The organism is Citromicrobium bathyomarinum (assembly GCF_021021475.1).
GTDB lineage: Bacteria > Pseudomonadota > Alphaproteobacteria > Sphingomonadales > Sphingomonadaceae > Alteriqipengyuania > Alteriqipengyuania bathyomarina.
The window spans coordinates 1,280,653-1,302,983 of sequence record NZ_JAINWL010000001.1 but is presented as its reverse complement, the minus strand read 5'-3'; the positions used below and the strand labels follow the sequence as shown (position 1 = coordinate 1,302,983).

General features: G+C 59.8%; 19 protein-coding genes. 15 read left to right on the top strand and 4 right to left on the bottom strand.

Going from position 1 to position 22,331, the window contains the following annotated elements; translation table 11 throughout:
- Positions 1-43 precede the first annotated feature (43 nt).
- The 15 genes from K7H93_RS06520 to K7H93_RS06450 all read left to right on the top strand — a co-directional run bounded on the left by K7H93_RS06520 (position 44) and on the right by K7H93_RS06450 (position 12,403).
- Complete coding sequence (locus K7H93_RS06520) at positions 44-313, top strand: hypothetical protein (protein ID WP_067674521.1); 270 nt, start codon at positions 44-46, stop codon at positions 311-313.
- A gap of 268 nt (positions 314-581) precedes the next feature.
- Positions 582-968: a single-stranded DNA-binding protein gene (locus K7H93_RS06515; RefSeq protein ID WP_054522840.1), complete on the top strand. Its 387-nt coding sequence runs from the start codon at positions 582-584 to the stop codon at positions 966-968.
- Between the two features lie 399 nt (positions 969-1,367).
- The gene (locus K7H93_RS06510) at positions 1,368-1,589 is read left to right on the top strand and encodes a hypothetical protein (protein WP_010240235.1); all 222 of its coding nucleotides are present in this window, start codon (positions 1,368-1,370) and stop codon (positions 1,587-1,589) included.
- Positions 1,590-2,161: 572 nt separating this feature from the next.
- On the top strand, positions 2,162-2,434 hold the full coding sequence (locus K7H93_RS06505; RefSeq protein ID WP_010240237.1) for a helix-turn-helix transcriptional regulator: 273 nt from the start codon (positions 2,162-2,164) through the stop codon (positions 2,432-2,434).
- A gap of 9 nt (positions 2,435-2,443) precedes the next feature.
- Complete coding sequence (locus tag K7H93_RS06500) at positions 2,444-3,325, top strand: replication initiator protein A (protein WP_230782953.1); 882 nt, start codon at positions 2,444-2,446, stop codon at positions 3,323-3,325.
- Positions 3,325-4,014 (top strand): DUF2840 domain-containing protein, encoded by a 690-nt coding sequence (locus K7H93_RS06495; protein WP_230782952.1) that lies wholly within the window; start codon positions 3,325-3,327, stop codon positions 4,012-4,014. Before K7H93_RS06500 ends, K7H93_RS06495 begins: the two co-directional genes overlap by 1 nt.
- Positions 4,015-4,040: 26 nt before the next feature.
- Positions 4,041-4,592 (top strand): S26 family signal peptidase, encoded by a 552-nt coding sequence (locus K7H93_RS06490; protein WP_040378824.1) that lies wholly within the window; start codon positions 4,041-4,043, stop codon positions 4,590-4,592.
- On the top strand, positions 4,589-4,921 hold the full coding sequence (locus K7H93_RS06485; RefSeq protein WP_010236492.1) for a DUF736 domain-containing protein: 333 nt from the start codon (positions 4,589-4,591) through the stop codon (positions 4,919-4,921). Before K7H93_RS06490 ends, K7H93_RS06485 begins: the two co-directional genes overlap by 4 nt.
- 4 nt (positions 4,922-4,925) lie before the next feature.
- Positions 4,926-5,606 (top strand): lytic transglycosylase domain-containing protein, encoded by a 681-nt coding sequence (locus tag K7H93_RS06480; RefSeq protein WP_408636657.1) that lies wholly within the window; start codon positions 4,926-4,928, stop codon positions 5,604-5,606.
- 234 nt (positions 5,607-5,840) lie between these two features.
- Positions 5,841-7,589 carry a relaxase/mobilization nuclease domain-containing protein gene (locus K7H93_RS06475; RefSeq protein WP_230783166.1) on the top strand — a complete coding sequence of 583 codons (1,749 nt, stop codon included), beginning with the start codon at positions 5,841-5,843 and terminating at the stop codon, positions 7,587-7,589.
- A gap of 74 nt (positions 7,590-7,663) precedes the next feature.
- Positions 7,664-8,095 carry an antitoxin Xre-like helix-turn-helix domain-containing protein gene (locus tag K7H93_RS06470; RefSeq protein ID WP_047822813.1) on the top strand — a complete coding sequence of 144 codons (432 nt, stop codon included), beginning with the start codon at positions 7,664-7,666 and terminating at the stop codon, positions 8,093-8,095.
- Positions 8,082-8,783 (top strand): RES family NAD+ phosphorylase, encoded by a 702-nt coding sequence (locus K7H93_RS06465; protein WP_198046019.1) that lies wholly within the window; start codon positions 8,082-8,084, stop codon positions 8,781-8,783. The genes K7H93_RS06470 and K7H93_RS06465 overlap by 14 nt, the downstream gene beginning before the upstream one ends.
- A 100-nt stretch (positions 8,784-8,883) precedes the next feature.
- The gene (locus K7H93_RS06460) at positions 8,884-10,878 is read left to right on the top strand and encodes a conjugal transfer protein TraG (protein WP_230782951.1); all 1,995 of its coding nucleotides are present in this window, start codon (positions 8,884-8,886) and stop codon (positions 10,876-10,878) included.
- Positions 10,875-11,345 carry a CopG family transcriptional regulator gene (locus tag K7H93_RS06455; protein WP_160733257.1) on the top strand — a complete coding sequence of 157 codons (471 nt, stop codon included), beginning with the start codon at positions 10,875-10,877 and terminating at the stop codon, positions 11,343-11,345. The genes K7H93_RS06460 and K7H93_RS06455 overlap by 4 nt, the downstream gene beginning before the upstream one ends.
- 134 nt (positions 11,346-11,479) lie before the next feature.
- Positions 11,480-12,403 (top strand): HEPN domain-containing protein, encoded by a 924-nt coding sequence (locus K7H93_RS06450; RefSeq protein WP_160733256.1) that lies wholly within the window; start codon positions 11,480-11,482, stop codon positions 12,401-12,403.
- A 23-nt stretch (positions 12,404-12,426) separates the two neighbouring features.
- Here K7H93_RS06450 and K7H93_RS06445 read toward each other — a convergent pair whose 3' ends face one another.
- The 4 genes from K7H93_RS06445 to K7H93_RS06430 all read right to left on the bottom strand — a co-directional run bounded on the left by K7H93_RS06445 (position 12,427) and on the right by K7H93_RS06430 (position 22,255).
- Positions 12,427-15,381: a tetratricopeptide repeat protein gene (locus K7H93_RS06445; protein ID WP_230782950.1), complete on the bottom strand. Its 2,955-nt coding sequence runs from the start codon at positions 15,379-15,381 to the stop codon at positions 12,427-12,429.
- Positions 15,382-15,513: 132 nt separating this feature from the next.
- Complete coding sequence (locus tag K7H93_RS06440) at positions 15,514-17,514, bottom strand: hypothetical protein (protein WP_230782949.1); 2,001 nt, start codon at positions 17,512-17,514, stop codon at positions 15,514-15,516.
- Entirely contained in the window at positions 17,511-19,871 is a 2,361-nt protein-coding gene (locus tag K7H93_RS06435; RefSeq protein WP_230782948.1) for a sensor histidine kinase, read from the bottom strand. Before K7H93_RS06435 ends, K7H93_RS06440 begins: the two co-directional genes overlap by 4 nt.
- 56 nt (positions 19,872-19,927) lie before the next feature.
- Positions 19,928-22,255, bottom strand: coding sequence for a GmrSD restriction endonuclease domain-containing protein (locus tag K7H93_RS06430; RefSeq protein WP_230782947.1), 2,328 nt, complete (start codon positions 22,253-22,255; stop codon positions 19,928-19,930).
- Positions 22,256-22,331 lie beyond the last annotated feature (76 nt).

The window sequence follows — 22,331 nt, the reverse complement described above, 5'->3', positions numbered from 1 at the left end:
GCCTTCCTCGCCGCGGCCCGACCGATGATCCGAAAAGAGTGCGATGGACCTTGATACGCTTCTCATCCGCTATTTTGGCACTGCCGATCCTGGAGCGACTGGCGCAGAAACCTTGGCCTCGGGGATCGAGCGATGCCAGGTCGATCTCGGTCTGGAGCAGGACCGGGGAAAACGCTTTGCCCTGTGGGCCATGCTCTACCTGCTCGGGTCTGCCCCCGACCTCGACGTGGCCTTCGAGAACGAGGAAGACCGGGAAGCAGCCCGCAACTTCATGGATCTCCTGGCGGCATCGGAAGGCAATGAGGTAAGCTGATTGCAGCAGGGTCCTGGCACCTTCAGACCCGCACCCGATACCCATCCGGCTTTCTTCGCGAACAGTCCTGAACCAGGTCAGCTGAGGAGCCGCAACCCGTTCCTTTCCGGCCGTGTTGGCGGCTTCGCCGCCTGCCCGCACCACTCGTCATGAACAGGTTTCCCTTCGGCCCTTCAGGCCTGCGGTGCAGTCCTCCCATGCCCTGCTTCTTCTGGATGTTCGCAAGCCGGAGATGGTCTCCGGTTTGAGGAACTGAAGGAATTTCATCATGACCAATATCGCAATCCTCACCGGCCGCATCGCCCGCGATCCCGACACCCGCGAGACCAAGGGCGGCACCAGCGTCACCGGGATCACCGTCGTCACCGATCGTCCTGCACGCGACAAGGACGGCAAGACCTACAAGGACGAGAACGGCTACACCGCCAAGGACAGCGAATTCCACCGGGTGACCTGCTTCAACGGCCTCGCCAAGACCGTCGGTCAGTACTGCTCGAAAGGCCAGCTGGTCTCGGTCCAGGGCCGCATCCACTACACGCAGTGGGAAGACCAGGACGGTGTGACGCGGTATGGCTCGGAGATCCTTGCCGACAAGGTCGATTTCCTCTCGCGGGCCAATGGCGGCGACAACCAGGACGCCCCTCCGATCGACTGATCCGGCGCCATCGAACCAGCCAAAGGAGGCTCTGCCGGAAACGGCAGGGCCTTTTTGCTGTTCACCTGTCCTTTCGCTCGATCTGTTCTCCCTGGGTCAGACAGGCTTTGCCCAGATGGCCAGATCCATGCTGGCAGCGCTCATTCGAAGCCGTCGTTTGTGGTGGACTGGATTGGCCTGGCTTACCGCACTTTCAGCATGATGGTCCTGCGCCGCCCGCATCAAGGACGGCAGGGGCCCCACCATTTTGCCCGCCACCGGATTGCATCCGGCACCGGACAAAACCGTTTCCCCCTGCGCCGCTTCGCGGTCGCCCGTGTGGGCGATCCTGTGACCCGGCCTGCCCAGGCCCATCCGCCGACCTCCTGTCGTCTCGCGACAGATTTCAGGAGGATTATCATGACCTATTTCACGAAATGCACACTGCCTTCGCGCAATTATTTCGAGGCTCTGGAAACAGCTGAGCAACGGGCCTTGCACAGCTTCTTCGACCAGCATGTTATCGAGGATGACGAACTCGGATATCGCGCGGTCGACGAAGGCGACTACAATGCGCTGCCCCCGCATCTTGCGATCCGGGTCGTTCATACCGTCCATGGCGGAATGCTCGACGAATTCTGAGGCATTCTGCAGGGCAGGGACCGGCAGCGGTTCCTGCCCTTTTTTCGTGTCTCTTATGGGCTGAGCTACAGGTTCAAGTTTCGATCCAGCAGCAATCGGCGGTTCTCCAAACATCGGCTTGGCCAACTGGCGATCGGGATAAATGGAGCGGGGCTGGGGACGCACTCTGTCCCGCGCATCTGGCGATACGCTCCTGAGGGTGCGGCATTACGTGTTTTTGGGGCCCCGCATGCACTTGCGAACCGGCAGCGGGTCGGGCGAGCGGGAAGCTACGGCCGCGACAGGTCCCGCTTGCCTTGCTTCCCACAGGCCCTTGGCCACTGCCTCTCTCGCAGGTGCGGTTCATTGCTCTGAGCCTTCGGCATTGCAGCCGAAAGCCTGCCGGGCAGCGCGATAGCGTCGGGTTCTGCGCGGATGCCGCCCCTCCTCGATCCTGCCGAGCTCAGATCGGTAGGGGCGACAAATCCGAACGCGGCATCGTGTCGCTCCCCCCATTGCCAGGGCATGCGCCATCACCCTCCGCAATCAGCGGCAGTTAGCCGCAGCCACCCAAGCCTCCTGGAGCTAACCCCATGCCCGCCGTTCCCGATCCGGTCCGTCCCCGCTACCTGCGCACCCCGGATGCCGCGGTGCATCTGGGGCTTTCGCCGCGCACGCTCGAAAAGCACCGATGCTATGGAACAGGGCCGGTCTACCACAAGCTCGGCGGCCGCATCGTTTACCGGCCCGAAGATCTCGACGCCTGGGCCGAGCAGGGCTTGCGCCGTTCCACCAGCGATCCGGGCAAGGGCGTCGTTCATCCTGCCAAGCGGATCGACGGCTACACCGGTCCGGTCCGGCGCTGAAGCGGTACCATGCGCTCCTTGAAGACATCGGACGGCGGGGCCGGACAGCTCGACCTGTTCGTCGGCGCGGGCAGCGACATCGCCGCGCGCGATGCGCAGGATCTGATGGCCTGGCCTTTCTTCAGCCTCGCCAAGACGAAGCGCGTGAAGCCGATCGACTTTCGTATGGGCGAGATCGCCATTCTGGTCGAAGCGACCGCCGAACATGGCATGGCCACCATCTGGGACGCCGATGTACTGATCTGGGTAGCGAGCCAGATCGTCGAGGCGCGCGATGCCGGCAAAGCCACCTCGCGCCTTATCGCGGCGACGCCCCATGAAATCCTTACCTTCACCCGGCGCGGAACCGGAAAGGCTGGCTACGAGCGCCTGAAGGCGGCGCTCGACCGCTTGCAGTCGACCAGCATTGCCACCTCCATCCGGCAGGCCGGGGCGCGACGCCGCCGACGATTTTCCTGGATCAACGAATGGCGCGAACGGCTCGACGACAACGGGCGCGCGCTCGGCATCGAAATGATCGTGCCGGACTGGCTCTACGAGGGCGTGCTCGATCGTGCGCTCGTCCTGACCATCGACCCGGCCTATTTCGCGCTTACCGGCGGTCTTGAGCGCTGGCTCTATCGCATCGTACGCAAGCATGGCGGGAAGCAGAAGGGCGGGTGGAGTTTCGACATTTCGCACCTGCATTTGAAGTCCGGCGCGCTCTCGCCATTGAAGCGTTTCGCTTTCGAAGTGCGGGCCATCGTTCGCCGCCAGTCGCTCCCCGGCTACAATCTCGCTCTTGAGCACCAGTTCGGCCGCGAGCGGCTCCTGTTCGTTGCAGCGCCTGTCGATCCCTTCGCGTCCGCGCGGCGCCGTATCGGGCTGCCCCCTGTGGAAAAGGGTGCGTGATGTTCGGACTATCGGGAACCATGACGTTCGGACGATCGGGAACCCTATTCCCGGACTATCGGGAACCGGGAGCCTGCGCGACTCGCCGAAAACGCGGCGCCTGCGAAGCCCTTAACAATGCTAACAAGGAATCTTTCAGATTCCTGCTAACACAGCCACGCCTGTGCAAAAGCGCAGCGCGCGCTTCGCTTCCGCCTCCGGAACCGGTCGAGGCAGGTTCCGGTGATCCGCCACTTACGCATGTCACGCTGGTGTGGCGCGGCGGCGTGCAGGAAGACTGGCTTCGGTTCGGCAAGCCCGTTGCAGAGCGCATCCTCGATCGCCGGACGCGTATCGAAAGCTATGCTCCGGGACAGGTCTTTGCCTTGGTTCGGTGGGCTTCGAACGACTACGGGACCGTTGGCTCCACACTCACGATCGCCCAAGCCGCCGGTTTCGGCGAGCCGTTCACCACTCTGCCGCAGGTCGATCCTGGCGCGCAAATCCTGCTCTCGGTGCGAAGCTGGCCAAAGGTTCGCCAGGTCTTTGCGCTGATCGATGCGATCGAGGACGTTGGCATCGATCCCTGCGATGTAGCTCCCGACCACTGGCATCATGTCCACAACAGGCTGGCAGGGGGCATGCAAGTACGTTTCTATTCCCCTGCGCGCCATCGCGACTGGCTGCGGCGGCGAAAGCTGCAATCATGAGGCGGCGCACCGCCTTTCTGGCAGGCATGGTCGCGGCAGCGACACTGGCCAGCATCGCAATCCCGTTCTCGCGACTTTTGGTCTGGAACGTGACGGCCAGCGTGCCGGTTGGACTGTACTCAATCGGCGGAAAGACCGGTCTCCAGAGGGGCGACCGCGTCGCGATCGATCCTGCTTTCAGGCTGCAGAAATACCTCGCCTCGCGCGGCTATCTTCCTGCGGGCGTTCCGCTCATCAAGGAGGTTGCGGCGCTTGGCGGGGATACGGTCTGCCGGCGCGACCTGCTCATCGAGATCAATGGGACACCTGCGGGCTCGGCGCGTCGGCGCGACAGCCTTGGACGCGAACTGCCCGTCTGGAAAGGATGCCGGACTATCGCTGCGGATGAACTGTTCGTGATGAACAGGCGCGCCCCCGGCAGCTTTGACGGGCGTTATTTCGGCCCGGTCGCACGCGCCGATGTCATCGGGCGCGCGCGGCCCGTCTGGACCAACGAAGCGGGCGACGGGGACTATGTCCTGCTCGCCTCGCCCGCCGACTTTCCCATTCCCAACGTAAATGATGGAGACGCACAATGACCTGTATCGGCACTTTTGCAGCCACACCCGACGGCTTTGAAGGGCGGCTGCAAACCCTGACCATCGACGCACCGCTGACCCTGGTGGCCGCCGACCCCGGCGACACCGAGAACGCCCCGGACTATCGCATCATGGCAGGCGAAGGCGAGGAAACCTACGAGGTGGGTGCAGGCTGGAAACATGTCGGCGACAAGGCAGGCGATTTCGTCACGCTCGTCATCGACGATCCGGTATTGCCGCGGCCCCTGCGCGCCAATCTGTTCAGTTCTGACGACCAGAGCCATGTCCTGATATGGTCGCGCGGCGCGCGCCGCCCGGCAAAGGACTGATTCCGTGCTCCGCCCGCATCTTCTGCCGGGGATCCTGGCCGCCATGCTGGCGGCGAGTCCCGGGCAGGCTTTTGCACAATCGGAGCAGTTTGTCCGACCTTCCCCGCGCGTCGAGATTGCGACGCATGTCAGCGAAGCATCGCAGCAATTCGGCATTCCCGAGCACTGGATCTACGCGGTGATCCGCGCCGAAAGTGCGGGCCGGGTGCGGGCGGTTTCCAGAGCAGGAGCGATGGGTCTCATGCAGCTCATGCCCGGAACCTGGTCGCGGCAGCGCGCCCGGTTCTCCCTCGGGCAAGACCCGTTCGACCCGCGCGACAACATTCTGGCCGGCACGTCTTACCTGCGCGAAATGTACGATCGCTACGGCGCGCAAGGCTTCCTCGCTGCATACAATGCGGGTCCGGGACGCTACGAAGACTGGCTTGCCGGACGGCGTTCGCTGCCACTCGAAACACGCCGCTATGTCGCCCGGATTGCGCCGCTGTTGCAGTCCGAGGGCATTTTTGCGGCGGCGCCTCTTCAAGCCGGGGATGTTCCGCCCGGCGTCTTGCAGCCTTCCGGCGCGGCGCGACAAGAGTTGGACGAGGTGGCTGCGCCCGGCCCCGTAGCGAACCCTTTTGCGCGCCCGGAACAGCCCGCGCATGATCTTTTCGCGCCCGTCTCGACGGCTCCTTCTAAATGAGAGCGGTCCTCGCACCTTCGCCCAGGCATGCGTTCCCAAGCGAAAGCGGGCGTAGGAGCGGAGACCTAGGCATCAATGGAAGGGAGGGATGGCGAGATAAAAGCAGCGCCGTCGGCCGGGCTGCAGGTGGTTGGTTTTGCGGGAGAATATGCGCCGTCTCTGCTGTACGCCTGCAGGCGCTTGGATCGGAATCCTTAGGCTTTTCAATGCTGAAAGCGCCGTCTACCGGTTTTCCTGTCTGTGGCTGACGACGAATTCGATATCAGGCCGGGTCGGTCAAGAGACAGCGATGCGCGCGCCTATCGCAAGGCCGGTACGCTGGTCGGGCGCGTGCTGCAGGCCTCGCGCCGGTCAGGCTATACGCCGCTCGGGCGAGGCCGGGCAGGCGGCGGAACCGGGCATCTGGGACGCGGCAAACGTGCTGCGTTCCGAGGCCGCCCCCATGCTTTCCAGCGGCGGGTCATCATCAAGGCGCGCGTCGTTCGCCATGGCGGCAGCCGGTTCCGCTCGGCACCGCTCGCCCGCCACATCGCCTATCTCGAACGCGACGGCGTCACCCGTGACGGATCGGATGCCCAGATGTTCGATGCCTTATCGGATGAGGTCGATGGCGATGCCTTCGCCGCGCGCTGCGAAGACGACCGGCATCACTTCCGCTTCATCGTGTCGCCGGAAGACGCAAGCGAGATGGCTGACCTGCGCGCTTTCACGCGCGAACTCCTTGAGGATATGGCGAGCGATCTCGACACCAAGCCCGACTGGGTGGCGGTCGATCACTGGAATACCGACAACCCGCATGTCCATGTCCTGGTCCGCGGCGTTGCCTCGGACGGCAGGGACCTGGTGATCGATCGCTCTTATATCAGCGAAGGTATGCGGGCCCGCGCCCAGGAGCGCGTCACCGTCGAGCTCGGCCCGCGCAGCGAGCGCAATATTCAGCAAGCGCTCCGCCGCGAGGTCGATGCCGAGCGCTGGACCTCGCTCGACCGCCGCTTGCAAAATCAGCGCGACGATCTTGGCGTGGTCGATTTGTCCCCCGAGGACGATGCGACACGCCGCAGCAACCGCGCATTCCTTATTGGCCGCGCACAAATGCTCGAACGCATGGGATTGGCCGAGCGGGTCGGGTCGGCGCGCTGGACCTTGACCGCAGACCTCGAACCGACATTGCGCGCGCTGGGCGAGCGCGGCGACATCATCAAGACCTTGCACAAGGCGATGCGTGGACGCGGCGCACAAGGCGCCCTTGCATCCTTCGCGCTGCATGGAGAAGACGAGAACCGCCGGGTCATCGGAAGGTTGGTCGAGCGCGGTCTTCATGATGAGCTGACAGGCGAGGCTTATGCGATCGTCGAAGGAGTGGACGGGCGTGCGCATTATCTGCGTTTTCCCGATCTGGACCAGACAGCCGATGCAGCACCCGGCGCCATCGTCGAGACAGGCGAATGGACCGACCGCAACGGGCGACGGCGCAGCAGCCTGCTGGTGCGTTCGGACCTGCCGCTCGAGCGGCAGATTGACGCGCGCGGGGCGACCTGGCTCGACCGGCAGCTGCTGTCGGCACGAGCCGCGTCGCTGGGAGGCGGCTTCGGCAATGAAGTCCGGAAGGCTCTTGACGAGCGCCGTGAATGGCTCGTCGATCAAAGTCTTGCGAAGCGACATGGTAGGAGCGTGACCTTGGTGCGCAACCTGCTCGGAACGCTCCGCAAGCAGGAACTGGACGCGGCAGGTAAAGCGCTGGCTGCGCGTCATGGTCGTCTGGCAAATCCGGTAACGGAAGGTGATCACATTTCCGGCATCTACCGCGAGCGCATTTCGCTGGCGTCGGGTCGCTTCGCCATGATCGATGACGGAGTGGGTTTCCAGCTCGTGCCCTGGAGGCAAGACCTCGAGCGGCATCTTGGAAAAGAAGTCGCTGGCAAGGTCCATGTGCGAGGCGGTGTCGACTGGAACTTTGCGCGTTCGCGCGGTCCGGCGGTTTGAGGAGCACCGGCATCATAACGGAAATCTTGACAAACGCACCATATGATGCTTATAAACGCATCAGGAGATGCGATATGGTAAGTGCAGCGATTCAGCATGCCGAAGCTCCCCCGGGGCTTCAGACCTTTGCAAGCGACGGTGATCGCAGCCGCCTCACCAGCGCTGCGGTAAAGGCCGTGCTGCGCCTCATTGGGGCCTGGGGTGCGAGCAACGCTGAGGGCGCTGCGCTGCTCGGCGTGTCCGAAAGCACCTGGGACCGGATGAAAGCCGGAACCTGGGAAGGCTCGCTCGGTCAGGACCAGCTGACCCGCGCGTCGGCGCTGATCGGTCTGTTCAAGGGACTGCATCTGCTGTTCGCCAACGACATGGCCGATCGCTGGCCAAAGCTCGAAAACAGGGCCCCGTTGTTTGATCGCCGCTCGCCCATCGGGGCGATGATCGAAGGCGGCATTCCGCGCATGCTGGAGACCAGACAATATATCGACGCGCTTCGTGGCGGGCTCTGAGGAGGCAGGCGAGCCGCCGCAGATCCGCGAAGCGTTCGAGCGGACTGTCCGGCTCGTTTCCAGCGCGCGCTTGCGCGAAGCGGTCATGGCTCCACTTGCCGACAGTGATGCCGAGCTTGCGCTGCTCGCTGAAATCGAGGGGGCGACGAGTTCGCGCCTGATCGCCGAAGAGCGCGGGTTTGGCGGGCTGACAGCCGACGAGCTGGTTCATGGCGTGCCGCATGCCAGGTTCATTAATGCGAGCTTTGCTTACGCCAAACCGCGCGAGCCCAATCGCTTCAACCCCGCGAACCGCGGCGCATGGTATGCCGCGCTCGATGTCGAGACCTGTATTGCCGAGGTCGGCCATCACCTGACACAGGCGCTCGCCGATGCCGGCGATTTCGATGCCGTTGTCGAATATGGCGAGATGATCGCCAGCATGGCGGGCGTCTTTATCGATCTGCGCGAGCAGCCCGGACACCCGGCCCTCGATCCGGACAAGACGAAAGGCTATCCTGTCGGCAATGCTCTAGCGGCGGAGGCACGCGCCGCCGGTCATAACGGCATTATCTATCCCTCTGTGCGCCATGCGGATGGGACTTGCATCGCGGCCCTGTGGCCCAACGTCGTGCAATCGGTCGCGCAAGGGGCGATGTACCGCCTGACCTGGTCCGGCAACCCGGACTATAGTCGGGAAGCAATCTAGCCGTACGCCGCTTTTGCTACGCCAACCTGCGATCACGCAGCTTCCGACTTGAATATGTAATGCAAAGCCGCCGTGCTGTCCTTCACGAAAGGAGCCAGCCTTGTCGGCAACCCGGATATTGTGGGGTCAGATACTCGTCGTCTTCGCCCTCACGCTCGCAGGCGTTTGGGTGGGTACCCAATGGACCGCGCACGCGCTCGGCTATCAGGCACAATTGGGCGCGCCGTGGTTCAGTGTTTTCGGAGCACCTGTCTATCCGCCTTATGCCATCTTTTGGTGGTGGTTCAGCTACGAAGCCTATGCGCCGCGCATCTTCGAGACCGGCGGAATGATTGCCGCATCGGGCGGTCTCGTGTCGGTGGCGGTCGCGATCGGCATGTCGGTCTGGCGCGCCCGAGAGATCAGGAACAGCGCGACCTATGGCTCGGCGCGCTGGGCGACCCGTTCCGAAATTTCACGCGCGGGCCTTCTGGCAGGCAAGGGCGTCATTATCGGCCAGCATGCCAATCTCTATCTTCGTCACGACGGCCCCGAACATGTGCTCTGCTTCGCGCCGACCCGCAGCGGCAAAGGGGTCGGCCTTGTCGTGCCAACGCTCCTGACCTGGCCGCATTCGGCGATCGTGCACGATATCAAAGGCGAGAACTGGGAGCTGACAGCTGGTTTCCGTACCCGGTTCAGCCGCACGCTTCTGTTCGATCCGACCAATGAGGCATCGGCGGCCTATAACCCTCTGATGGAAGTGCGACGCGGCATCAACGAGGTGCGCGACGTGCAGAACATCGCCGACGTGCTGGTCGATCCGGAAGGCTCGCTTGAACGGCGCAATCACTGGGAAAAGACCAGCCACGCGCTGCTCGTCGGGGCCATTCTGCATGTGCTTTATGCCGAGCCTGACAAGACGCTCGCCGGGGTGGCGAACTTCCTCTCCGATCCACGCCGATCCATCGAGGCGACACTGACCGCAATGATGCACACACCGCATCTGGGGGAAGACGGCGTCCATCCGGTTGTCGCGAGCGCGGCGCGAGAATTGCTCAACAAGTCGGAGAACGAACGCTCGGGCGTGCTCTCGACCGCCATGTCGTTCCTCGGCCTGTACCGCGATCCGGTTATCGCAAGGGTCACGCGGCACTGCGAATGGCGCATCGCGGACCTCGTGGCACAGGGCCGCCCAGTCACGCTCTATCTCGTCGTTCCGCCGTCAGACATCAGCCGCACCAAGCCGCTCATCCGGCTCATTCTCAACCAGCTCGGAAGACGTCTGACCGAGGATCTGCAGGAAGGTGCCGTTCGCGAGCGGCTTCTCCTTATGCTCGACGAGTTTCCTGCCTTGGGTAGGCTCGACTTTTTCGAAAGCGCGCTCGCCTTCATGGCGGGCTACGGCATCAAGGCCTTTCTGATCGCCCAGTCATTGAATCAGATCGAGAAGGCCTACGGGCAGAACAATGCCATTCTCGACAATTGCCATGTGCGGGTGTGCTTCGCGACCAATGACGAGCGCACTGCCAAGCGCGTTTCGGAATCGCTCGGGACTGCGACCGAAACCCGCGCGATGCGCAATTATGCCGGACACCGCCTCTCTCCGTGGCTTGGTCACCTGATGGTCTCGCGCTCGGAGACGGCGCGCGCTCTTCTGACCCAGGGCGAAATCATGCAGCTGCCCGACACCGACGAAATCGTGTTGCTCGCAGGCGTGCATCCGATCCGTGCCAGGAAAGCACGTTACTACCGCGACCCCCGGTTCAGCAAACGGGTGGAGCGTCCACCGACGGTCCAAAAGTCGGAGTTCGCGGCGGACGAGAGCGAATGGCACGGGAGACATGTGACCGCGCCTTCGCAATTGGAAAAATCGCTGACTGCGTCTGAAGAGTACGAGATCGATGATCGCCAGTCCGATGGCGGGATCCGCCAATCCCCTGAATTACCGGACTACGAAGATGTCGCGCCGCCGCCCGTCGATATCCCCAACGAATTTGAGTTTGACGACCGAACGGAGGACGATCAGGCAAACCGCAATCGCAGAATGGCCCAGCGGATGCAGGCCAATGCGCGGCGCGCTGCGCTCGATCCCGGCGACGGGATCGAGCTATGAGCAAGGGCAACCGTATCAAGCATACCTTCCGTCTGCCGCCAGCCCTTTCCAGGCAGCTTGCAGACTATGCGGGTCGCAAGCGCGTTTCGCAGGCTTCGGTGGTAGAGGCCGCCATCGGCTCTTTTCTCTCTCCCGATGGATCGGAACGCATGGAAGCGGCCTTCAGCCGACGCCTTGATCGCATAAGCCGACAGATCGGCAAGCTCGACTATCATATCGAGGTCGGGAACGAGGCCTTCGCCCTCTACCTCAGGCGATGGCTGGCGGTGACGCCGGCTATACCTTTGGAAGCCAATGCCGCCGCCCGTGCCGATGCAGAAAAGCGCTTCGACTTCTTCATCGAAGCGCTCGCGCGGCGCATGGAAACGGGCAGGCATCTCGCTGACGATCTCATTCGCGCGGTCCCGGAACCAGAGCTTGGTGAGGTCGAGAAAACAGACGGAAGCGGCCCAGAGCCTCCAGCGTAGCCCTGACAGAAGCCTTCGATAGTCCGGCGGAGAAATCCAACCAATGGAGGAGAGGGACGCTTTCTTGGGTATGCCGACGCACCTGCAGGAATGCGAGGGTGCAACCATTCCAAGTGCTTGCTAAAGGTCCAGTAATGCGCACCGAACTCGATCACCTGCCCCCGCAAAAGCAACGCGAACTTGAGCGCGTGGTGCAGCTGATTTTCGAAGAATTCGATGATGCCTTTGCCCTGGCGAAGCACGAGTGGAAGAAGGCCGGCCGCATTCTCAAGGTCATTCTCTACGGTAGCTATGCCCGCGGCACTTGGGTCGACGAGCCGCATACGGCCAAAGGCTACCAGTCGGACTACGATCTGCTCATCATCGTCAACGACAAGCGGCTGGTCGACCGGGTCAAGTACTGGTCGAAGCTCGATGACCGGCTGATGCGCGAGTACGGCGTGACCAAATCGCTCAAGACGCCGGTCAATTTTATCGTCCATACGCTGCAGGAGGTGAACGACGGTCTCGCGCACGGACGCTATTTCTTCATGGATGTCGCGAAGGACGGGATCGCGCTCTACCAATCCGATGACACCGAGCTCCACACGCCGAAGCCCAAGACTGCCGGTGAGGCGCTGGCGATGGCGCAGGAGTATTTCGACGAGTGGTATCCGAGCGCTCTAGTCTACCTAAAGACTGCGAGGGGGCTATGGGACGAGGGCCGCACAAAGGAGGCCGCCTTTATCCTTCATCAGTCGTGTGAAAGACTATATCACACGGTTCTGCTCGTATGTACCTTCTACACCCCGCACGTGCACAACCTCGGCTTCCTGCGAACACAAGCCGAACGTATCGACCCACGTTTGACCTATGTCTGGCCGCGCGACACGCGCCGCGATCGTGCGCGCTTCGAGAAGCTGAAGGAAGCGTACGTCAAGGCACGATACTCAAAGCATTACCGTATTACCAAGGACGAGCTCGATTGGCTTGGGGAACAGGTCGAGGAACTCGGCCGGGTCGTGCACGAGGTATGTTCTGAAAGGCTGGCTGAGCTCCAGATAAGGTCCGAAAACTGATCAGGGCTTGAAGCCGAAGTACATCACTCGGTGCTTTTTTCTGGTCGCGGTCGAAATAGCTCCAACTCGTCATGGACCCCGTCGTCCGCATTCACCATGAACTCGCGGACTCTGGCTCCCGTCAAGCCCTCCACTCCCATCTCGCGTGTAAGGTAGGTGGCGAGCCAGTCTGCTAACCGGAACATATCGCGGGAGCGTGGATCGGGGGAGCAGCAAAACCTCAGCAATTCGTGCACTAACCCGATCTCCGGATCGCCTGTGCTGTCCCGACTAGCTTCAAGCTCCCCAACAAGGAATGCGAGTTGCAACGGAATGTTCAATACGGTGCAGGTGAACCGCTCGTCGAAAGAAGCGGCGGCATCGGCAAACGGCACGAGAAGGTCTGTTGCGGTCTGCAAAGCCCAGTCACCCGTCAGGCGCGCCTGACGCGCGAAGATCCCGAGTGCGACGGTACCGAAAGCCTTGCGAGCGACTACGAAGGCTCGGTTCAGGTCCACAGAACTATCCTGCAGGGACCTGCGAATTTCCCATTCGAGATCCTCGAAACAGGCCTGGAGGCCTTCAGGTTTCCCGGTTCGTACGCTGGGTAGATCGGCGTCGATGAGAGCGAACCCCAGTTCGCCGCTGGCATTGCTGGTGAACTCTTTCATCTCGACCGCGAGGAAAACGGTCAGCGCTTTCGCGTAGTATTCGGCGGCCTGGGCGTGATTGCCCAGATTGCCTTCGCAATTGCCGATCTGATGCAATGTCTGTCCGAGGTTGACCGCTACCGAGGCGCCTCGCTGATGCCGAAGCGCGTGCCGATAGGCATCGGCGGCCTCCTTATATTTCCGCATGGCGAGTTGGGCATCGCCATGCAACTGCAGGGCGGAAGCGAGATCGTTGTGGATCCCTTCGCGGCGTTCTTTCTCCGCTTGTTCGTCGAGTTCATCTCGATCACCCGGCAAAGGCTCATCCAGCTTCCTGCTAGCGGCCTTGAACCTTTCAAAGGCCTCACGTGACAAATTGCTCGCGCGTTCGGGTTCGCCTGCATCGAGCGCCAGCATGGTCTTGGCTATCAGCAGGTCTCCTTCAGTGCCGTCGCTCAAAGGGCGACAGGCTTCGACCTTGGCAATGACTTCTTCAGCGACTCCGGCAATATGGGCCCCTGACTGTCTAGCGAGGCCAATGAGCATACCTGCGAATGAGGCGGCTCTGTCAGGCCGCTTATTGGCGAGCGCAATCCTGGCCGCCTTCAGCATCGCGTGCCCACCCTCCTCGGCCATACGTTGCACGAAGAAATACCTGACCAGCGACGAGCATACCGCTTCGGCTAACAAGGCCACCTCATCATTTGCCTCCTTTTTGAAGGCTTCGTTGATGAGATAATCGATATTCGGCATCTCTTCCGAATACCGGGCGACCATGTATCCGACCTCCTCCGCCTCGAGCGACTTGTCCTCGATCACCGACACCATCATCGCGATATCGAGCAGGAGCGACCGTTTGAGTTTATCCGCCCATTCGCGATTCGCCGTAGGCCACCGGTCCGCCACAAACAGGCGTATAGGTGACAGGCAGTGGATCCGCTCGCGAATGCCAGGATCAGTTGTGTAGATGAGATTCCAGCGACGCAATTGGGCGAGAGCCTCGACCGGCTCCCTAATTTCGAAGTTTCCGCGTTCAAGTTGAGCTCGGAAAAGACCGGCTGGAGCCTGAGCGATCACCCAGAGCATGGCCTGCGCTTCGGGCGATAAGGCATGGAAGGTGACATCGAGACAGATATTCAGAGAACTTGTGCGATCGTGTCGTTGACGAGCCGGAAGAGCTATGGCCTGCGAACCGCGCTCGTTCACGAGATCGATGCAATGACGCATGGATCCGTAGTGCGACGTGATCGCTCCCGCGAGCTGCAATGTGAGCGCATGCCCCTCGCAAAGTTCGAGAAGCTCCTCGAGTTCAGGTCCGTCCTCGAAGATGTCTTCATCAAATCCGCTCGCGAGCAACTTGTGACTGTCCGCGCGTCCGAGCGCTCCTGCCACGTGTCGGACGTCGACAGGGGCTCGCAACAGATTCACTTGTGAGGTTATTACAAACTGAGCTTTTCGGGTTTCCGCATACAGCTTGCTGAACCTGTCCTCGAAATTTTCTAGGTCGTCCAGGTTGCCTCGATCGATGCCATCGAGGATCAAAATCGCCTCGCACTGGTCAAGGCGATGCGCAATATCTTCAATTCCACAAGGCTCGCCGTCGGCGGAAAGCGCATTCCGAAGAGCGTCCAGCACTGCGCTGGAAGAAGCGTAGCGCTCCACATCCACCCAGATTGCTTTACGATCCGATCCAAGCTTGTGAAGCGCTTGGAGAACCAATTCGGTCTTTCCGATGCCACCTGGCCCCGAAATTAGAATTGAGCTTCCTGCTACTAGGCTTTGTACGAGTTTATTGACGTCGTTCTCGCGACCATAGAACCGTGCGGTGGGGCGGGGAATACGCGTGTGCGTTAGTGTTCCGTCCATCCGTGCGCGGAGATTTGCCCGGGTCGCTTCTACCATCTCCGATTTACGCGCTTTGAGCTGTGCGGTGGTGATCGTGCCTTCCGTATCGTGCCTTCCGTGACAAACTGAGCACAATCGGATGAGATTATGATGGTAGTGCGAGAGGGTCGCAGCCCACGACCCGATATGTGCAGTTTCTATCCGACTGCCGCTTCCACACCACGCGCATTGATTGCGGCTTTCCGCTTTGAGGTGGGCAACAATAGCAGCTGGTATTGATGGACGATCCTTCGCGCTCTTGCTCCAAGGCTGCTGCAAGATGCCGTCGAATGCATCGAGTTCGCTTTCAGCAAAGTGGATCGGGCCGGTGCTCTCCAGCGACCTGAGTGGTCGCGATGTTGCTCGCCCCGGTGCAAAGTTCGGCCGAGCATAAGCGGTCAGGAGTTCCGGCGTGATCCCGAGATGATGCGCAGCTTGAAGCGCTGAAAGGATACGATCAGACATCCGTCGCTGTTTCCAGGCTGGCAATGAAACTGCCAAGACGACTCAATTCAAGAAGAGCCCAGTTTTGATATACAATTTTACTCGCTTTGGTGTGTATGGGGAGCGACATTGGAAACAACGAATGTCTCCCCATCAGTCCGGTGAAGGTTCGCTATCGGGATCAGTGGGCAACAGACCGCTACGTATCGCCTCGTCGCGACCGACGGCATCGGCCTGCTCTCTGTCTTTCACCAGGATGATAACCCCTGCCTTTGGCAAGTCTTTCTTTCCCAAGGCCTCGGGAGCGAAATCGTAGTTCCACGCTAACAGTCCCATCTTCGCTAGCGCCTGTTCCCCGCTGATCGAGGGGATATAGGTCCAACTATCTGATTTCGCTGAATTGAGATCGAGTCCTGTTTCTAGGAGTTTGCGCAGATCCTCGGAGCTCTGGACATGAGAAAGAACAGCCTGCGCACCGGGCGCTACAAGATCGGGGTCCAGCTTATTGAGAGCATCCAAGACGCCATCGCAGCTTACATCGGTCATGACCAACCTCAGCGCCGGCTTCCCATTATCTTCTCGTCCAACGAAGCAGACCGCCCCGTCATTGAGAGCTGGAACATCTAGTCTTACCGGCACTCCTTCGCTGTCCGGATGATAGATCTCGACATCGACAGCGAATGTCGCTGGCATGGCTGCCACGAGACCTACGCGTCCGAGGCCTGACAATACGCGTTGCTGGAGTTCCAAGGCATGCGCCTCGCGCAGACGTGCCACTACCTTCAGATCGTTATCGTCAAATGCCTTGCTCAGCTGTTCATGCGACACCGTATCGATATGCTTGAGGTTCCACTTTATCCAAGAAACCTCGTCGTCGAGGCGGATCGCTGCAGTCCGGGCATCGTCGCCGTACTTCCAGCTCGTTACTCCGAGTGGTTGCGTCTTGCCGACTAGGAGCAGAATGCGCGGAGCTCCGTTGCGCTGGAGATCGCACACCGGCGTGAGGACAAGAAGGACCGTATTGGCATCGAGATCGACGGCTATCGTGGTGCGAAGTCGGTCGAGGTCTGATCCTTCTGTGACCTGCAACACATCTCCAAAAGTCACTTGAGCTTCCAGCGAACCGGGAAGTCGCAATCGTTCGCTGTTTTGGGTCAGGAGACGTTCCACCAGTTCCTGAAGCGCGGGCGATCCGGCAACGTAGGGCGAAGGATGACTAACGGCGGAAAAGGCGTTTAAGGGAATTGCCGCATCGATGATTTGCCGCTCACGTTCGATCTCGTGTTGCAGAACACGATCGAAGACATCGACCAGATAGCTTCCCGCCGGTTCGCCCTCGGCGTTGAGTAGCAGTTGCTGGATCTGACCGATGTCCGAGAGGCGGAGATTTCGCAAAAGTTTGAGCGTTCGCGAAGTGGCTTCAGCCATTCCCTGTTCGAGGGATTCGAAGAATCGCGCGAGCATGCGGGAGTCATCCGCATTGTGGGCAAGGCGCTCAAGCTGGCGTTCGAGTTTGCCTGCCTCTTCTAGCTCCGATTTCCTTATGATCCTGAAACCCGAGTCCAAGAGGCCCACTTCGTCTCGAAACTCTTCTCGCTTGTCTTCGAGCCGAGGACTGCGTGACATAAGGATAACCAGGGGCGGCGTGGCTCGACGCTTCTCTACGGCGTCGCGCAGCATCCTTTTGGATGCGTGAAGGGCCGCCTCGTCCTGCGCTTTGTTGAAGAACAGGTCGATAACAATGAGATCGACCTCCTGCGCAGCTTCGATGAAGTCGCGCCCGGATGTCCGACACTCGAGCCCGAGCTCTTGAAGCTTCTGGACCACCACATCGACATAAGTTTGGTCAGATGCCTGATCGGCAAGATACTGCTCGAACAAAGGAGCGGCGACTTCCGTAAGGGTATCGCGCAAGCCCCATACGGCTGCCACATAGGCATCATCGGACACCAGCTCATCGAAACTTCTGTCTTTCGCATCCTCATATGCAGCTTCGATAAGCTGGCGTTGTTCGGCGGTAAGGTCGTCATTGAAGATCGCCCAAGCCTCGTTCTCGGGTCCAATATCCGTCGCGGTCGGCACGGCGTCGCAGACGTCATCCACCACGAGAGCGGTTGTTATTCTCTTTTGCGCCAGAAGGTCTCCAAGCGTCACACCTGCGCTCCTGCTGGCAATTCGAGAACGAATTTGTGGAGTCTGCCGGTTTCCGGATCGCGCTCCTCGTCCAATTCAAGTGTGCCGCCGTTATGCATGGCCGCCTCGCGGGCGATGTAAAGGCCAAGTCCGCGCCTCCTGCGCGTATCCTTGAGCGAAAAGAACATCTTGAAAACCTGGTCTCGATTTTCCGGAGCAATGCCTCGCCCATTGTCTTCAAACATCATCACGGGTGGGTCACTTTCAAGCGAGATTGAAATTTTCGGCTTGAAGGAAGGTTCTCGCTCCGCGCGCATATCGAGCCAATAGACTGAATTCGAAATCAAATTTTCAATGATTTGAACGATCATTCCCTTGACTGCCCTGATCCGCAGAGGTCGCGTAGTCAGGTCGGTGATCACGTCGATCTTGTGACGCTTGAATTGGGCATGATGGGCTTCAATGGCGTCCCGAATGACTTCGTCGAGTGCAAAGACTTCCGATCGTTGTCGACCAGAGACGCTCATCGGGTCGAGAACGCGCACGCGCTTGCTGACACTCTTCATTTCCGCCTGCAACGTATTGAAGTAGCTGCGCAGGCGGTCTGGGACATCGCGACCCTTCATATGGGCAAGAGCCTTCAGTGCATTTTCGGATGAGCGGGCTAGTTCGTGTGCGACCACTTCGACCATGAGGCCAACACCTGCCATCTCGATCATCTGTCGGCTTTCCTGTTCGACTTCCGCGATGCGCTGGCGCGCACGCGCCGCGAACTCGGAGAACTCGAAAAGAGTTTGCTGGAGCTCCTCTATCGCGTCGTCGCCCTCGGACGGTGTAAGTCTCTTGAGTTGACGGATGGCGTTTTTGGCTCGGTCCTCGAGCTTGGTAACCTGTGCCTGCGCGTCGGACAGATCCACTTTTTGATGTTTGTACTGCCGTTCGACATCCTTCATGAATTTGCCGAGCATATCCTGCACGGCGTACCGCAGGACTTCCAAGAGCACATATTGCTCCGAAGTCTCGCGCAGCCCCTCACGGTTCGTTTGATCCAGCAGCTGCGGGTTCGCGATCCGCGAAATATTTACCCGCCCAATAAATTGGGTTTTGTTGAGAGTGTAGCCAGATCGACGTAGAGCGCGGCGGTCAAGTTCAAGCCAGTCGTCCTCATCCTCGCCGTAGGGAAAAACACGGAAGCGATCGCGGAACAGCAAGATTCCCGACCATTTCTGTTGCAACTCACGAACAGCTTTTTGCTCACCAATAGTGTCGATTGCGCCGAGTCGGCGGCGGTTGTACCAATGTGCCTCGAATGAGAATGGCCCGATTGTACGCAGCGCACTATCTTCGACAGGTCCGTCTTTCCCGATGATCGTGGCTTGAAGATCTTCTTCCGTGAGCTTTACGGTTTGCCTCTCTCGCGGATGCTCGAACCCGAGATCCAACGCCTCGAAAGTGCAGGTCAGAACAGGTGCGCCATCGATAAGTTCATATGCGCCTGACACGCGTGCATGGGCAGCATCAAGCAGGGCACCGGACATTATGGGAATGCCGATCCTTTCTCCGTTCCAGAAGATGGCGATCCGAGGTCGCGTCGTCGCATTGGCGAAAGGGTCGGTCAGGCGGGCAAATTCATAGTCCGCCATGTCGCGGACCCTCGCTTCGGTCCAATTCTCGACAAGGTCGCTGATCGTCAAAGCTGTGCCGGACCACTCGGCACTGGGTTTTTTTCCTCCTTTCGTCGGGGCCACCGCAATTTGATCGAGCATTGCATCGACATTGCTGAACTCGGTCCAATCGATTTCGAGACGATTGAGTTTCTTGTCGGTTGAACGGGCCGTCTCAACCAGCAACCGCTCGCCAAGACGCATTGCCGAAAGGCGCCCGATACCTTTTTCGCCGAGATACGGGGTGCTCTTGTCTCCACGCGCAAGCGCTGCTTCGACCTCTTTTTTCCTTGATGGCGTTCCGATCACGAGGAAGCTTCGATCCAAATCCTCTAGCGACATTCCGCTTCCCGTGTCTGTCACGGTGATTGTGTTGAAGCGTCGCTGAGCTTGATCGAGCTTTTCGGTAAGCTCTTGTTTTGTAGTCGCTTCATCGATCAAATCGACGAAGCTCCCGTACGCTGCCTCTGAAGCAGTTGGAAGAAGTTCGTCTTTTATGAGCTTTTTCAGGTCCGGGAGGCTGGCTTTACCGTGGATTGTACCCTTGAGGCGTAGAAATGCTCGGCGTGTCAGAACAATGTCGAACTTTACGTCGACCCCTGCTTTTGTTCTAGCGTCGAAACCGTTCTTGATGAGCTCATAAAACGCGATAATATCCGAACTGATTAGTTCAGAGCCAAGTTCGAGAACAGTTCGGGCGGTAATACGGAACAAGCTTTAAGTCCTCTCGTGACGCCAAGGCATTGGTTTGCAACTGCGCGACACGGCCGTCAGTCCAACCATGGCCGTAAGCGATCCCATGCAATTTCCGCCAACCTTCGCGAGCGTTGACGCACAAATTCCCCGTCCCAGTCGGACGGACATCCGACGAGCGGAATCAACAATCTCGCGTGGGTTGCTTCGGCGAGGATCGCTTCCGATCTTTCGGGCAAGTCATACCCCAACTTTCTGGCTTCTTCGCGCGCGGCCTCGAACGCTTCGGGCGTTCTCGATGCCAAGGCGCGGTAGCTTGCCATCTTTTTCGGTTGGGGATGATTTGACACCACGATGTTGTGGTCGCGATGCAGCAGCGTGAGGTTGCCCAGAGTCTGGAACAGCTCTCGTTCATCGTAGAGGTCAGCGGGCCAGTCAGTGCTCGCCCCTTGCTGTGGAGCGATGTGCTCGACCTGCATGGGCGAAAGCAGGTTCCACGCATCCAGCGTCAGGGTTGGATGAACACCTTTCCGGCCGGATACGACCAAACCCGGATTATTGAGGTCGGGTTCTACGTCGTGCGCCGAAGCTATCAGAAGGAATTTCGCAACCTCGGTCGCGTGCTTGGCTAACAGGCTCGTTTCGACTTTACCGGACCAGCTCCCTTTCTCCGAAATGCCGGCCTTTTCCAGCGCATCGCACAGGACGCGTTTGTAAAGTGCGATGTCGAGCGCGCTCTTGCGTTTGGTGGATGGGTTTCCTGAGAAGGGCCGTGCCGCAAGGGCAGCCTGCCCGTCGCCGGAAAGCATGACATCGCGATACACCGCATCGATGCCCGACGTCGTGCCGAATGCTCCGCGCCAGATCGCAGTGAAGGCAGCGCTCGCCTTGATTGCATCGGCAAAGGCCACCGATTTCTGAAGGCGCTCTTCCGGATCGGCGGACAATGCGGCCCCGAAAAATCTGCTGAGCGGTGGAATCGTGACCGTATGCTTAAGTCCACGCAGAAACTCGAACGCGACCTTCGCCGGCTCGTCGATGTTTGAGAGGCCGCCGAAGCTGGGATTAAGGGTTTCTGCAGGATCCCACGAAGTCGACATGAGATCGGACACATCGCCCAAACGTTTTACGAAGCCCCGCCGAAATTCCGTACGGGTTTTGTCGTCCGGATCGCCGTATTGGGCGCGCAAGTAACGTCGTTGCTCGTTGAGCTTCTTACCCAGCTTCTGGCCCGTTTCTGCGAGCGCGAAAGCGACAAGAAGTTCGGAGGTCGTGCGCTGCAGTTTACTCGCGTCCTTGGCGTAGCGATCGACGTATTTCTCGGTCCGCAGCATGTCCGCGTGCGAAGGGGTGGATTGATAATCCTCTAACCCTTCCGCGTCGATCACCCGGGGCCGAAAGGTTTCGAACGCGGTGAGCGGTTCGCCGGTCGTATTGAGAGCCTCGAACATATCGAAAGCGTCATCTTCGCCTTCGCTTTCGACAACTGTGAAGGCCATTCGCCTTTGCAAATAGTGAGCAAAGATGATCGCGGCAAAGGCAAGCCGGAAACGCTTGCCCGTGGTCGTCTCGTCATCCTTGCGGAGCCTTTCAGCGACCTCGGATGGGACCTCGAAACCAAAGAGCGCTTCGCCGAAGCCGGCTTTGAGCGCCTGCTCGATCAGGCTGGGCATCTCCTCCTGCGGTTGCACGAGGTCGCGAAGGCGTTTGTTCATATGCCGGAAGACGGCGGCCACATTTTTGTGCGTCGAAGCTTTTTCGCCATCGGGCTCGCTCGGACGAAACTGCTTGGCCTCGGTCTCCTCGTTCTCGATATGCTTGAGGTAGTCCCAAACCAGGCGGGCGATCGCGCTCGAATACCGGGCTTCCGGTTTTGAAGACCACACATCGTCGAACGATCTGATGAGACGTGGATAGTACCTGTTGAGCGCCTTTCCGCTGCGTTTGTCGAGGATGAAACAATCGCGAAGTTCCGCCATCATCTTCTGAATTTCTTCAAGCAGCCAGGCGCTGCCTTCTTCGTCATCTTTCTCGACCGAGGGCAGGCAGGTCGCCAGAAGATTGTGAATTGCAACAAAAAGCAGAATAAACGTCGAGATGCGCTGCTGGCCATCGATGATCGTCATCACCGGCCGTGGCATCTCGTTCCGGAAATGCGGCTTCACGGTCACATACTGCGTGTCGTGGATCGCGATGATCGTACCGAGGAAGCTGATCGTTTCCTTGCGCTCAGGCAGCAGGCTCAGGCCGTGAAGCGCATCCTCGAACAGTCGATTGACGTTTTCTTTATCCCACCGGTATTCCCGTTGATAGGCGGGAATGTAGCAACCCTGCCCCGGGACCTGCAGGAATTGTAAGACGCTTCTTGGATTTGCCCGAAAGGCCTTTTCTACATCGATGGTCAAGAAACCTTACCCCCAGCGGTTGTGTCCATGTGCTTTGATTACCTAGCGATATTTCGGCTGGTAGGAAAAGCATGCT